The sequence below is a fragment of the Rhodoplanes elegans genome, from assembly GCF_016653355.1.
Lineage (GTDB): Bacteria > Pseudomonadota > Alphaproteobacteria > Rhizobiales > Xanthobacteraceae > Rhodoplanes > Rhodoplanes elegans.
The window spans coordinates 1-13458 of sequence record NZ_NHSK01000184.1 but is presented as its reverse complement, the minus strand read 5'-3'; the positions used below and the strand labels follow the sequence as shown (position 1 = coordinate 13458).

General features: G+C 70.9%; 13 protein-coding genes and 1 pseudogene. 8 read left to right on the top strand and 6 right to left on the bottom strand.

Annotation, left to right across the window (positions count from 1 at the left end):
* Position 1 precedes the first annotated feature (1 nt).
* Complete coding sequence (locus CCR97_RS22440; RefSeq protein ID WP_338049127.1) at positions 2-901, top strand: polysaccharide deacetylase family protein; 900 nt, start codon at positions 2-4, stop codon at positions 899-901.
* Between the two features lie 326 nt (positions 902-1227).
* Here CCR97_RS22440 and CCR97_RS22435 read toward each other — a convergent pair whose 3' ends face one another.
* Positions 1228-1782, bottom strand: a complete 555-nt coding sequence (locus CCR97_RS22435; RefSeq protein ID WP_111360627.1) for an EF-hand domain-containing protein — start codon at positions 1780-1782, stop codon at positions 1228-1230.
* A gap of 316 nt (positions 1783-2098) precedes the next feature.
* Here CCR97_RS22435 and rpe point away from each other — a divergent pair, with 316 nt between their 5' ends.
* Complete coding sequence (rpe, locus tag CCR97_RS22430; protein ID WP_201159866.1) at positions 2099-2785, top strand: ribulose-phosphate 3-epimerase; 687 nt, start codon at positions 2099-2101, stop codon at positions 2783-2785.
* 256 nt (positions 2786-3041) lie between these two features.
* Here rpe and CCR97_RS22425 read toward each other — a convergent pair whose 3' ends face one another.
* The 5 genes and pseudogenes from CCR97_RS22425 to pufB all read right to left on the bottom strand — a co-directional run.
* Positions 3042-3878, bottom strand: a complete 837-nt coding sequence (locus CCR97_RS22425; protein ID WP_170145961.1) for a LuxR C-terminal-related transcriptional regulator — start codon at positions 3876-3878, stop codon at positions 3042-3044.
* Positions 3879-4043: 165 nt separating this feature from the next.
* Positions 4044-4796 carry a PAS and helix-turn-helix domain-containing protein gene (locus CCR97_RS22420; RefSeq protein WP_111358766.1) on the bottom strand — a complete coding sequence of 251 codons (753 nt, stop codon included), beginning with the start codon at positions 4794-4796 and terminating at the stop codon, positions 4044-4046.
* A gap of 317 nt (positions 4797-5113) precedes the next feature.
* Complete coding sequence (locus CCR97_RS22415; RefSeq protein WP_146618835.1) at positions 5114-6340, bottom strand: LuxR C-terminal-related transcriptional regulator; 1227 nt, start codon at positions 6338-6340, stop codon at positions 5114-5116.
* Positions 6341-6705: 365 nt separating this feature from the next.
* A complete protein-coding gene (pufA, locus tag CCR97_RS22410) occupies positions 6706-6885 on the bottom strand; it encodes a light-harvesting antenna LH1, alpha subunit (protein WP_111358768.1) in 180 nt (59 codons plus the stop codon).
* A gap of 21 nt (positions 6886-6906) precedes the next feature.
* Positions 6907-7047 (bottom strand): annotated as a pseudogene (pufB, locus tag CCR97_RS22405) (light-harvesting antenna LH1, beta subunit); the annotation flags it as partial.
* Between the two features lie 586 nt (positions 7048-7633).
* On the opposite strand from pufB, the gene purB reads away from it, so the two are divergent.
* From purB to CCR97_RS22375, 6 genes are all read left to right on the top strand, one after another.
* Complete coding sequence (purB, locus tag CCR97_RS22400) at positions 7634-8944, top strand: adenylosuccinate lyase (RefSeq protein ID WP_111358770.1); 1311 nt, start codon at positions 7634-7636, stop codon at positions 8942-8944.
* Between the two features lie 110 nt (positions 8945-9054).
* Positions 9055-9312, top strand: a complete 258-nt coding sequence (locus CCR97_RS22395; RefSeq protein ID WP_111358771.1) for a type II toxin-antitoxin system Phd/YefM family antitoxin — start codon at positions 9055-9057, stop codon at positions 9310-9312.
* A complete protein-coding gene (locus CCR97_RS22390; RefSeq protein WP_111358772.1) occupies positions 9309-9692 on the top strand; it encodes a type II toxin-antitoxin system VapC family toxin in 384 nt (127 codons plus the stop codon). The genes CCR97_RS22395 and CCR97_RS22390 overlap by 4 nt, the downstream gene beginning before the upstream one ends.
* A gap of 99 nt (positions 9693-9791) precedes the next feature.
* Positions 9792-10652 (top strand): glutamate racemase, encoded by an 861-nt coding sequence (murI, locus tag CCR97_RS22385; RefSeq protein WP_201159865.1) that lies wholly within the window; start codon positions 9792-9794, stop codon positions 10650-10652.
* A 269-nt stretch (positions 10653-10921) separates the two neighbouring features.
* Entirely contained in the window at positions 10922-11539 is a 618-nt protein-coding gene (rpsD, locus tag CCR97_RS22380) for a 30S ribosomal protein S4 (RefSeq protein WP_111360618.1), read from the top strand.
* A gap of 162 nt (positions 11540-11701) precedes the next feature.
* Positions 11702-13042: a metallophosphoesterase gene (locus CCR97_RS22375; protein ID WP_201159864.1), complete on the top strand. Its 1341-nt coding sequence runs from the start codon at positions 11702-11704 to the stop codon at positions 13040-13042.
* The last annotated feature ends 416 nt before the right edge of the window (positions 13043-13458 follow it).

Here is a 13458-nt window from a genome sequence, read left to right as displayed (position 1 = left end):
CGTGGCGCCGGCGACCGCGACCCCGGCCACGGCGCCCAAGCCGGTCGCCGCACCCGCGCCGGCCGCCGCCAACCCGAACCTGCCGGCGCTCGCCGGCCCGGCCGCCGTCAAGGGCCCGGCCTGCAACAATCCGGGCGCGCTCGGCGTCGCCCGCACCGTGCAGATCGACACCTCGGGCGGCCCCGGCTTCGGCTTCGAGCACTTCAAGCAGTTCGACTTCCTGCAGCCCGGCGAGGTCGTGCTGACCTTCGACGACGGGCCGTGGCTCGGCAACACGCCGGCCGTGCTCAAGGCGCTCGAGCAGGAATGCGTGAAGGCGGTCTTCTTCTCGATCGGCAAGCACGCGACCTACTATCCCGACATCCTGCGCCAGGTCTACGAGGCCGGCCACTCGGTCGGCTCGCACACCTGGTCGCATGTCGACCTCTCGAAGAAGACCCCGGACGAGCAGAAGGAGGAGATCGAGAAGGGCATCAGCGCCGTGAAGGCGGCCATCGGCCAGCCGATCGCGCCGTTCTTCCGCTTCCCGCAGCTCAAGCATCCGGCCGAGGCCGTCGCCTATCTGGGCGACCGCAACGTCGCGATCTTCTCGACCGACCTCGACTCCTTCGACTTCAAGATCCGCAAGCCCGACCAGATCGTCGCGCGCGTGATGGACAAGCTGAAGAAGCACGGCAAGGGCATCGTGCTGATGCACGACTTCCAGCACGGCACGGCACTCGCCACACCCCTGCTGCTCGCCGAGCTGAAGAAGGGCGGCTACAAGGTCGTCCACATGGTCGGCACCAACGGCCTGCAGTCGATGGCCCAGTACGACGCCATGATCGCCAAGAACGAGAAGCTCCCGACCGCCGGCTCCGGCCGCCCGATCTCGAGCGTGGTGCGCACCATCGAGCAGTGAGGTTTTCCTCCGGCTCGGCAGCCACCGTCACGAAACAGAAAAGCCCCGCTCCGGCGGGGCTTTTTCGTGTTCCGACCCCGCACCGAACCGCTGCCTTACCTCGCATCGGTCACCTGGGTCGTCCGCCCGCGCGAGGGCTCCGCGGAATTCGTCATCCCGGGGCGCGGACCGTCAGGTCCGCGAGCCCGGGATCCATACGCCCGGTGAAAGTGGCTCACGACGGACAGAGGTTATAGGTCCCGGGCTCGGCGCTGGCGCGCCGCCCCGGGACGACCGGCAATTCCGTACGCACGACCTGATCAGATCAGCCGGATCTGCAATCCTGATCAGATCAGCTGTTTCACCGCCAGGCCGGTCGGCTGGGTCGCGACCATCTCGAGCTGCTGGCGCAGCATGCGCTGGAACTGCTCCTGCACGGTGGCGTCGCTGCGCAGGCCGGAGGCGGCCGCGTTGCCGCGGCGCGACAGCGCCGAGGTGAGCTCGTCCTGCGACACGCCGCCGTCCTCGTCGGTGTCCAGCATCTTGAACAGCGACGTCGACGAGGAGCCGCCCGGCCGGCCGCCGAGGCTCGTCAGGATGTCGTCGAACTCGGTCTTGTCGATGCGGCCGCTGCCGTCCTTGTCGAAGCGGGCGAAGGCCTGCGACGCGAGCGGGCCGCCGCCGTTCTTGGCCTGCAGCGCGAGCAGCGCCTGCATGGTCTCGGACGAGACGACCCCCGTCCCCGGCGTGGTCTCCTTCTTGGTCTTCGTCTTGCCGGTCCCGTCCTCCTCGACGGAGAACTGGCCGGCGGCGCGTTGAGACGTGTTCGCATTCGAGCCGAACAGGCTCTTGAGCGTGTCGAGGACGTCGAGGGCCGACAGGGCCGAACCGGTGAGGAACATGGCGTGTCTCGCTGGTCGGATCGCAACTGGAGCCTTCTCAGCAAACGCCGTGCCGGACGATTTCTCCTTCTGTTTCAAAGGCGAGAGTCGTTAACGAACCGGAAAAACTTGCCGGCGCGCGCCGGCCCGGGAAAATTCTGCCGGGCCGTATCCCCGCCTGCCGGCCGCATTCCGGCGTGGCCGGCGCCCCGGACTCGGGGACGGCACGCCGGCCCGAAACCGTCCGGCTTGAGCGGCGGCGCGATCTGCGCGACAAGCACATATTGCGTTTCCGACATACGAGCTCCCGCCTTCAACGCCGAACCCCGTGGATGTCATGCATCGTCCCCTGAAGATCGCGCCGTCGATTCTGTCCGCCGATTTCGCCCGCCTCGGCGAGGAGGTCCGCGCCGTGGTGGATGCCGGCGCCGACTGGATCCATGTCGACGTGATGGACGGCCACTTCGTCCCCAACATTACGATCGGTCCCGACGTCGTGAAGGCGCTGCGGCCGCACACCGACCGCATCTTCGACGTCCATCTGATGATCTCGCCCTGCGACCCCTATCTGGAGGCGTTCGCCAAGGCGGGCTCCGACATCGTCACAGTGCATGTCGAGGCGGGCCCGCACGTCCACCGCTCGCTGCAGGAGATCCGCCGGCTCGGCAAGAAGGCCGGCGTGACGCTCAATCCGGGCACGCCGGAGAGCACGATCGAGCACCTCGTCGACGACGTCGACCTGATCCTCGTGATGTCGGTCAATCCGGGCTTCGGCGGCCAGGCCTTCATCCCGGCAGCGCTGGAGAAGATCCGGCGGCTGCGCGCGATGTGCGGCAACCGGCCGATCGACATCGAGGTCGACGGCGGGGTGACGCCGGAGAACGCCGGCCGCATCGCCGCGGCGGGCGCCAACGTGCTGGTCGCCGGCTCGGCCGTGTTCAAGGGCCGCACGCCCGAGGCCTACAAGGCCAACATCGCGGCGATCCGGGCGGCGGCCGCCGCGGCCCGCGGCGAGATGGTGTGATCGGAACACCAGGTCGAAACCCGTGGACGCGACGGCGCGCCGGGCCCGTGTCCCGGACGCGCTGCAGCGCGGAGCGATGCAGCGCGTCCGGGACCCAGGAGCGGCCCGATCGCGTACAATCGTGCCGAAGGTGGGATTGCCGTGTGGCCCCTGGGCCCCGGCTCTACGGCGCATCAGGCCTTCGGCCTGACGCACCTTGTCCGGGGCACACGGCCGGGACTGGCACGCCTGCTCGACCTGTCCTGACGAGGAACGCTCACCCCGGCTCGCCGCCGGTGCGGGCGGCGAGCGCGACGGCCTGCATGCGGTTGTCGAGGCCGAGGCGGCGCAGCACCGCGGCGACGTGCAGCTTGGCCGTGTTGGTGGAGATGCCGAGCGCCGCGGCGATCTCGCCGTTGCTGCGGCCCTCGCCGAGCAGCGCGAACACCTGGCGCTGGCGCCGCGGCAGATGATCGACGATCGACACCGGCTCCGACGCGCCGCCCTCGCCGCGCACCGGAAGCACCGTCTGGGCCAGCCGGTCGCCCTCCGCTCCCGTCTCGGCGATCGGTCTCGCCTCCGGCCCGCCGCCCCCGGCCGCGAGGACGTCGCCCGCGGAGGCCGCACCGGTCGTCGCCGGCACCACGAGGCTGCGGGTGATCGAGTCCTCGATGGTGGCGACGATCGCCTCCAGGGTGGCGGCCGGCACCACGTCGGGCGAATGCAGCGCGCGCAGGCCGTCGCGGCCGATCTCGGCCGGCAGCAGCGTCGACAGGTTGAGGTGGAGGAGCGTGATCCCGCGCGGCCGCGTGTCGGCGAGCGGCGTCGCCACAAGCAGGATCCAGCGATTGTCGCGCGAGGACCGGCACGGATAGACGCTGGTGACGAGGTCGCAGTCGCCCTCGATCAGCGCCTCCAGGCGGCGCGCCCGATCGGCCGGGCACAGCGACAGATAGTTGAGGCCACGGCCGCCGTCGGGCAGCGCTGCGCCGTTGGCGGGAGACGGGTCCCGCCAGGTCGCATTCGTGTGGACGATCGTGCCGTCGGGGTCGAGCACCGTGACGTTGACGGCGAGAGACCGCAACGTGTCGAGCCGGGCCGAGGCGGTCTGCATGGGCTGGTCCCCCCGCGAACGCGAGTCCGGGGCAGCATCGGATCGCCGTAACGTCGGATTGACGACCCCGGTTGTCAATACGCGCGATCAGCCCGGCAGGCGTGCTGCGCGCCGGACGATCGTGGTCCTTCGGGCGACCGGCGCCCGCGCCGGCCGCGCCGCCTGTCACTCCGCCGCCAGAACCGCCTCCCCGTGGTCTTGCGTGAGCCGGGCGCCGAGCGCCACGGCCTGCATGCGATTGCCGAGACCGAGCCGCCGCAGCACGGCCGAGACGTGCAGCTTGGCGGTGTTCATCGAGATGCCGAGCGCTCCGGCGATCTGGGCGTTGTTCATGCCCTTGCCGAGCAGCGCGAGCACCTGGCGCTGGCGGCGCGGCAGGCCGGCCATCACGTCGTGCGCGTCGCCGTCGCCGGACCGCGGCGCCGCCGGCGCCGGCTCGGCCGCCGGCCGCGTGAGGACGCGCGCGATGGTCTGCTCGACTGCGTGCACGATGGCGTCGCGGGTGTCGACCGGCAGCGCGGTCGGGCAATGGCTCGCCCGCACCATCCGAGAGCCGAGCTCGGGCGGCAGCAGGCCGGAGAGATCGAGACGCAGCACCGAGATGCGACGTGGCCGGGCCACCGACAGGGGCAGCCCGACGGTCAGCACCCAGCGGGTGCGGGCCGGCATGTGCCAGGGCGAGACCGCGGTGAACAGGTCCGAACGGCCGGCGATCACGGCCGAGAGGCCGGCCGCCTGCTCGGGCGGGCAGAGACTCAAGAAGTCCCGGCCGACGCCCCCGTCGGGCGGCAGCCCGGCCTCGGCCGCCATACGGCGCCATCCGGCATTGGTCTCCCGGATGATTCCTCCGGGATCGAGCACCGCCGCCTGGAGAGGCAGCGACACCACGGACTCGATCGGCGCGGCGAGCATGACCATGGGTCGACACCGAATCAGAACGGGCACCTGTGGGAGGCGACTCGGAGCCGGTGAGTCCGACCCCGGACATCCACATATGTAAGGTTAGATTGACAATCGAGAGTGTCAAGTGGGCAAACACCTGACCGGCGGGTCTAGTCGCCGCCGCGGCGCGGCCGCAGGGCCGCCGCCGGGTCACCGATCCGGGTGTCAACCGGGCCGGTCACGTCGAACAAATGCGGTTCGCAGCCCGTTTTCGGGCGCGCACGCCGCGACGCGCGCCGCCGCCGGCGCGCCGGCCCGTCACGCAAGCGATCGTCGCGATTCGGACGATCGTCTCAGTGGCGGGCTGCGGGGGGCGGCACCGTAGCGGTGACCAGCAGGCCGAGGCCGGTGCTCTCGAAGGTCAGGATGGCTCCGAGCGGCCGCGCCAGCGCCCGGATCATGCCGAGCCCGAAGCCGCCGTCGTGGACCGGATCGAAATCGACCGGCAGGCCGATGCCGTCGTCCAGCACGGTGAGGACGGCGGTGCCGTCGGCATCGACCCGGCAGGCGATCTCGACGAGGCCGGGCAATCCGGCCGGATGGGCGTGCTTGATGGCGTTGATGACGAGCTCGCTCGTCAGCAGCGCGAGCCGCACCACCTGGCTGCTCGGCACCCGGCAGTCCGGCGCGACGTCGACCACCAGCTCGAACACGCGGGTGCGCCGCATCTGCTGCGCGATGCGCTCGCAGATGTCGTGGAGGATGCGGCCGAACGGGACCCCGTCGCCGGCGCCGTCGAGCGCGGCCCGCTCTTGCAGGCTGCGCAGCGTCTGGATGCCGGCGGCCGTCTCGGCGAGGAGATGCGAGGCGACGGCCTGCATGCGGTTGCCGAGGCCGAGGCGGCGCAGGATCGCCGCGACGTGCAGCTTCGCCGTGTTCATCGAGATGCCGAGCAGGTCGGCGATCTCGGCGTTGCTCTTGCCCTGCCCGAGCAGCGCCAGGACCTCGCGCTGGCGCGCCGCCAGCCGGTCGGCGATCTGCGCCTTCTCGACCGCCAGCTCCGGTGCCGCCGATTCGCTCGGCCGCGGCGGCGCCGCCGCCGAGCCGCCACCGAGCGTGCGCAGGATGGTCTGCTCGATCACGCTGACGAAGGGGGCGAAGGCGGCGCCGAGCGACGGCTCGGGCAGATGCGATTCCCGCACCCGCGACGCCACGAGGTCGGCCGGCAGCACGCCGGTGAAGTCGAGATGCATGATCATCAGGCCGGTCGGCGGCCGCGACTGCAGGGGCAGCGCGACCAGCAGCATCCAGCGGACCCGATCGGGCGCGTGGCAGGGATAGACGCAGGTGAACACCTCGCGCCGGCGGGCCACCAGCTCGCGCAGCGAGTCGGCGAGATCGGCGTCGCAGACCTCGAAATAGTTGGTGCCGACCCCGGCGTCCGGCGTGCGCAGGCCGTTCGCGGCCGCAAAGTCGCGCCACCCGCGGTTCACCTCGCCGATGAGGCCGTCGGGACCGACCACCGCCACGTTGAGCGGCAGCGCGGAGAGCGTCTCCAGCAGTCTGGCGATCTGACGCATCGTCGTCGCCCGCTCCAAGCCGGCCGGATCGATGTTCAGGGTATTATATTACACCTGCTCCGACCGGGCGGCCATCGCGACCGCGACCGTGGCCGTCAACTTTTCGGCAGCGTCGCTCCGGGGCCCTGCCCGGCGGACCGCCACCCCTTCGACGCCGAAGGACCCGGTCACGCCAGCCGGGTCGGAGAGAGCCCGGTTCGCGTGGCGGGTCCGCCGGCAGCGTCATGTCCCGACGGGGGATCCGAGAGACCCGGACCGCGGCCGCGCGAGCGGCGGGCGGTCCGGGCTCCGTCCGACGGGACGGCACCTCGTGGAGGTCGATGGGCCGGTTCAGGCCGGGCGGGCCGACGCCGGTCCGGTCGAGCTCACTTGGTGACGACCTTCTCGGCCGCCGTCTTGGCGTCGATGAAGTTGTAGCGCGGGTTGTTCAGCACGAAGGCGTGGACCGCGAGGGCGATCACGAGCGCCGCGATCCAGATCACCGGCAGCCAGGTCGACGGGTTGATGACGAGCCAGATCTTGTAGTCGTCTTGCGGATTGGCCATGACGAATTCTCCCGATCAGAACCAGGGCTTCCACGCCCAGACGAGGACGTGCGCCAGGACCGCGATCACCACGAACGCGCTGAACGTGGTCTTGAACTGCGCGTGGAACTCGACAGCTTCCTGTTCGGTCAGACCGGACAGGCTCCGAGTGGGGTCAGCCATTTGAAACACCCTCCCATCAGGGTTGCCGTGGGACGCGCTCGACGCCCGGACGGCGGGTTCGGCGTGGCACGATCGCCACGACCTCCTGTCCGCCCGGCGGGCCGAGCGGAACACCTGAACGGGCAAGGCCGCCGGGAATGATCTTCGCCGTGCTTGCGACTGATCGCGGAGTATTCGCGTTGTATAATATGCGACAAGATCGGTGCTTCCGACGAAACTCTCGGAAACCCCGAGAACGTCACACCGCACGCGAATACTGGATCAGTCGATCACTGCAGAAAATACAGTATAGATTTCCTCGCCGATGGCCTTGCGCCGTATTGATGTCATGCTAGCTTGACGAGTAGGAGTGTCAACGATCGCGAATACATAGCGCCGCGGCGCTACGCCCGTCATGCCCGGGGATTACGCCGCGACGCTTCGGAGGCCGCCGCGCCCCCTCCGACGCCACCGACAGGGCCGTGGCCGGCCGCCGGCCGATCTGCTACAGCCCGCGTCGCCGCCGACGACCGACCCGAACGCGCGCCCCGAGTCGCCCTGTTTCCGGCCGGCCGAGCCGAACGACCGAACACGAGCGAGTGCGTCCATGATTCCGCGTTACAGCCGCCCCGAGATGGCCGCCATCTGGGACCCGCAGACCCGTTATCGCATCTGGTTCGAGATCGAGGCGCATGCCGCCGACGCGCTCGCCGAGCTCGGCGTGGTGCCGCGCGAGGCGGCCGCGACCATCTGGGCGAAGGGCAAGGACGCCGTCTTCGACGTCGCCCGGATCGACGAGATCGAGCGCGTGACCAAGCACGACGTCATCGCGTTCCTGACGCATCTGGCCGAGATCGTCGGGCCGGAGGCGCGCTTCGTCCACCAGGGCATGACCTCGTCGGACGTGCTCGACACCACGCTCGCCGTGCAGCTCGCCCGCGCCGCCGATCTGCTGATCGCCGATCTCGACGGCCTGCTCGCCGCCCTGGAGCGCCGTGCCTTCGAGCACAAGCTCACCCCCACGATCGGCCGCTCGCACGGCATCCACGCCGAGCCGACCACTTTCGGGCTCAAGCTCGCCGGGGCCTACGCCGAATTCTCCCGGGCGCGGGCTCGGTTGGTCGCCGCGCGAAAAGAGATCGCCACCTGCGCCATCTCGGGCGCGGTCGGCACCTTCGCGCAGGTCGATCCGCGCGTGGAGGAGCACGTCGCCGCCAGGATGGGGCTCTCCGTCGAGCCCGTGTCGACCCAGGTGATCCCGCGCGACCGCCACGCCATGTTCTTCGCCACGCTCGGCGTGGTGGCCTCGTCGGTCGAGCGGCTGGCGATCGAGATCCGCCACCTGCAGCGCACCGAGGTGCTGGAGGCCGAGGAGTTCTTCTCGGCCGGCCAGAAGGGTTCTTCCGCGATGCCGCACAAGCGCAACCCGGTGCTGTCGGAGAACCTCACCGGCCTCGCCCGCATGGTGCGCGCCTATGTGACGCCGGCGCTGGAGAACGTCGCGCTCTGGCACGAGCGCGACATCTCGCACTCCTCGGTCGAGCGGATGATCGGCCCCGACGCCACCGTGACGCTCGACTTCGCGCTCGTCCGGCTCACCGGCCTGATCGACAAGCTGCTCGTCTACCCGGCCAACATGCAGAAGAACCTCGACCGGCTCGGCGGCCTCGTCCATTCGCAGCGGGTGCTGATCGCGCTGACCCAGAAGGGCGTCAGCCGCGAGGACTCCTATGCCTGGGTCCAGCGCAACGCCATGAAGGTGTGGGGCGGCGAGTCGAGCGACTTCATGGGCCTCCTGAAGGCCGACCCGGACGTGCGCAAGGCGCTGACCGACGCCGAGATCGAGGCCCAGTTCGACCTCGGCTGGCACATGAAGCACGTCGACACGATCTTCCGCCGGGTGTTCGGGCGGGCGTGATATCCGCCCTGCCTCGGGGCGGGTCACGGGAACATGCAGGCACCCCCTCGCCTTCACGTTGAAATGGACCATGTGACGGTCTATTTTACGAAGAACGAGGAGGACCAACCATGCAGGTGTCCGTGACCGACGCGAAAGGCCAGCTCACTGATCTGGTTCGCCGCGCCGAAAGCGGCGAAGAGGTCGTGCTGACCCGCCACGGCCAGCCCGCCGTGCGTCTCGTTCCGGTCAAAAGGAAGATCGACCGGGCGGCGCGTCGGGCGGTCATGGAGGCGGTGCGGGCATCCGGCCGCGCCAAGGCGACGCCCGGGCCGAGCGCCGCGCGAAGCCAGGATTTCCTCTACGACGAATACGGCCTACCGAAGTGATCGCCGTCGACACCTCGGCCCTGCTGGCAATCGCTCTCGACGAGCCTGAAGCAGAGGCCTGCCAGGCTGCACTAGAGGCCGAGGACGAGATCCTGATCTCGGCCGGCACTGTCGCCGAAGCACTCATCGTGGGCGCACGCCACGGCGTCATCGAGGAAATCGAACGGATGCTCGATGAGCTCGGCATCGAAGTCGTCACCGTGACGGCCGCGGCAGCGCGCCGGATCGGCGAGGCTCATCGCACCTTCGGCAAAGGGGTTCACCCGGCGGGCCTGAACTTCGGCGACTGCTTCGCCTACGAGGTGGCCAAGGAGCATGCCTGCCGCCTGCTCTACATCGGCAACGATTTCGCGAAGACCGACATCCAGGGCGTCCTGTAACCCTCCGCACCGTCCGCAGCCCCGCCCTGCCCGAGCCGCCTGTCGGTTCGGGCCGATCTGCGCTACATTCGAGCGGGGACGGAGGGATCTTTCAAAATCATGGCGGCGCGGCCGACCATCCTGGTGTTCGATTCCGGGCTCGGCGGGCTCACCGTGCTGCGCGAGGTCGTTCTCGCGCGCCCCGACGCCCGCTACGTCTATGCCGCCGACGACGCCTTCTTCCCCTATGGCCGGCACGGCGAGGCGGCGCTGACGGCCCGCCTGGTGCCGCTGATGGGCGAGCTGATCGCGGCCCACGCGCCGGACCTCGTGGTCATCGCCTGCAACACCGCTTCGACCCTCGTGCTGCCGCATCTGCGCGCCGCCTTCGCGGTTCCTTTCGTCGGCACCGTGCCGGCCATCAAGCCGGCCTGCGCCTCGTCCCGAAGCAAGCTCGTCTCGGTGCTCGGTACCGAGGCGACCGTGAAGCGGGAATACACGCGGGCGCTGATCCGCGACTTCGGCCAGGGCTGCGCCGTGACGCTGGTAGGCTCCGCCCATCTCGCGTCCATCGCCGAGGCCGCGCTGCGCGCCGAACCGGTCGACGCGGCCGCGATCGGGCGCGAGATCGCCCCCTGCTTCGTCGACGAAGGGGGCCGCCGCACCGACACGATCGTGCTCGCCTGCACGCATTACCCGCTGTTGCGTGACGAGCTTTCGGCGGCGAGCCCGTGGCCGGTCGCCTTCGTCGATCCCGCCCCGGCGATCGCCCGCCGCGTCGCCGACCTCCTCGGCGGCGCGCCAGCCGCCCCGCGGCCGGGCGGCCGTGCCGCGGAGGACGCGATCGTCTTCACGTCCGGCCGGCCGCCGTCCCCGCCGCTCGCCGCCGCGCTCGCGCGGTTCGGCCTCGCGCTGCCGGAGACCACGGCCCGGGCCACGGCCGGACGGACCGCCACCCCGGCTCTCGGCGCGACCGGCTGAACCGGCCGGCGACCGCTTGCGGCTCGGATGGAACCGGGCGTTTGACATTTCCGTCGCATCCCCTAAAACCCGCTGCGTCACGCGGGCCGCTTCGGCCCGCGCGGCGTTTCGCGACCCGTGGCCGACGCCTGCGCAAGGCGGACGGCCTGTCGGTTCCGGCACCTCGTTTCGAGGACGCGCCGGGGCAAAGGAGGGCGCGATCCTCACGGTTCCGTCACCGACAGGACCATGATCAACAAGGCGGGCGCAACCCCGCCAGCGAGGACGCGATGACCAAGCGCATCGAAGCGAAGTACAAGATCGACCGGCGGATGGGCCAGAACATCTGGGGCCGCCCGAAGAGCCCGGTGAACCGCCGCGAGTACGGCCCCGGCCAGCACGGCCAGCGCCGCAAGGGCAAGCTGTCCGACTACGGCGTCCAGCTGCGCGCCAAGCAGAAGCTGAAGGGCTACTACGCCAACATCTCCGAGAAGCAGTTCCGCGGCATCTACGAGGAGGCCGTGCGCCAGAAGGGCGACTCGGGCGCCAACCTGATCGGCCTGTTGGAGCGCCGCCTCGACGCGATCGTGTTCCGCGCCAAGTTCGTCGCCACGCCCTTCGCGGCCCGCCAGTTCATCAACCACGGCCACATCAAGGTGAACGGCCGTCGGGTCAACATCCCGAGCTATCGCTGCAAGGTCGGCGACGTGATCGAGGTGAAGGACAAGTCGAAGCAGCTCGCCGTGGTGCTGGAAGCCACCCAGCTCGCCGAGCGCGACGTGCCGGACTACATCGACGCCGATCACGGTAAGATGACGGCCAAGCTCGCCCGCATCCCGGTGCTGGGCGACGTCCCCTACGCCGTCCAGATGGAGCCGAACCTGGTCGTCGAGTATTACTCGCGCTGATTTTTCGGCCGGCGCGGCGCATGCTGCGTCGCGGATCGAGACAGGAAAGCCGGTCGCCCGCGGGCGGCCGGCTTTTTTCGTGCGCCGGGTCGGCCGCTGATCGAAGTGCCCGGCATCCACCGACTCTGCTACCGTCGATTGCTCCGATCGAGGGAGCACCCCATGAACTCGCGCTGCCGCCGGTCTCACGGCCGGACCGCCACGGTCGCCGCCGTCGCCATCGCCGGGATGCTGGCGACCGCGGCACCGGCCGCCGCCCAGGGCACGATCGAGGCCGCCTTCACGGTGCCCGGGCCGAGCGGAGCGATCGCGCGGGCCGTGCTGTCCGGCACCGACGCCTGCCCGGCCCTCGTGGTCGATGGCTCGCCGCAGCCCATGCCGGTGCGGGCGCGACCGGACGCCGGGCCGCAGGCGCGCTTCCCGGTGCTGGTCTGCGAGGCCGCCGTGCCGCCCGGCGCCACGTCGCTGACGATCGGCGATCGTGCGCTGCCGCCGCCGCCGACGTCGCTGCGCCGGCTCGCCCTGATCGGCGACACCGGCTGCCGGTTGAAGGACAAATGGGTGCCGAACCCGGCCGACAGCGACCACGACGGACCGGGCAAATTCCAGGATTGCGACGATCCCGCCGACTGGCCGTTCGCGGCGATCGCCGCCCGCGCCGCCGGCGAGCAGCCCGACGTCGTCGTCCCCGATCTCGTCGTCCATGTCGGCGACTACATCTATCGCGAGTCCCCCTGCCCGGCCGACGACAAGGACTGCGCCGGCAGCCCGTGGGGCGACTCCTGGGCGACCTGGAAGGCGGACGTCTTCGCGCCGGCGGCGCCGCTGCTCGCCGCCGCGCCGTGGATCGCGATGCGCGGCAACCACGAGATCTGCACCCGCGCCGGCGAGGGCTATCTGCGCTTCCTCCACCCGGTCCTGGCGACCGACGGCGCCCCGCCGGCCTGCACGGACTTTTTGGCGCCCTACACGGTCACGGTCGCCGGCCAGGCCTTCGTGGTGATCGACACCAGCGCGGCCGAGGACACGTGTCCGGCCAAGGGCTGCGACGGCGCCCCCTATGCGGCGCAGCTCGCGGCGCTGGCGCCGCCGCCGGGAAGCTGGCTCCTCACCCATCGGCCGGTGTGGGGCATCAAGCAGACGGGGATGCTCAATCAGGCCCTGCAGGAGGCCGTCGGCGCGACCGGCGGCCGGCTGCCCGCCGGCATCGCCCTGGTGCTGTCCGGCCACATGCACATCCTCGAGGCGCTGAGCTTCGCCGATGGCGGCCCGCCCCAGCTCATTGTCGGGATGGGCGGCACCGCGCTGGAGCATGCCGTCGATCGAAAGCTCGACGGGCTGACGGTCGGCGGCCGGGCGGTCGCGCACGGGTTCACCCGCCACCGGTTCGGCTTCGTGCGGATGGAGCCCGAACCCGACGGCTGGCGCGGCACCGTGGTGAGCGCCGGCGGTCATCCTCTCGCCGACTGCACGCTCCGCGCCGGCAGCCTGCGCTGCCGCTGACGGCGGGTCCGGCAGACGCCGACCCGCCACGGCGGGGACGGCCGGAACCGGCGCCGCGGGTTCGCGACGCCGCTGGTGGGCCGGGACGTTATTGCGCCGGGTCGTTCATTGCGCCGGGACGTAGACGACCTCGCCGCCCGAGACGACGCCGCGATAGAGGGTCGGGCCGTAGCGGAAATACTGCGCCCCGTTCATCACGGCCGAGACGCTGCCGTCGGGCAGCGTCCGGATCGCACCCGCCGGCAGGGAAACGGCCGCCGCCGAGGCGGCCGCGATGCCGGCGCCAGCGGCCGCCGGCGGCGCGTATCCGGACGGGGGCGCGTAGGTCGGCGGCGGGGCCGACGCCGCCCCGGCCCCGTAGCCATGCCCCGGCGTCGTGGTCGCGCCGGGGCATGGCTACGGGGGCCACGACGGGG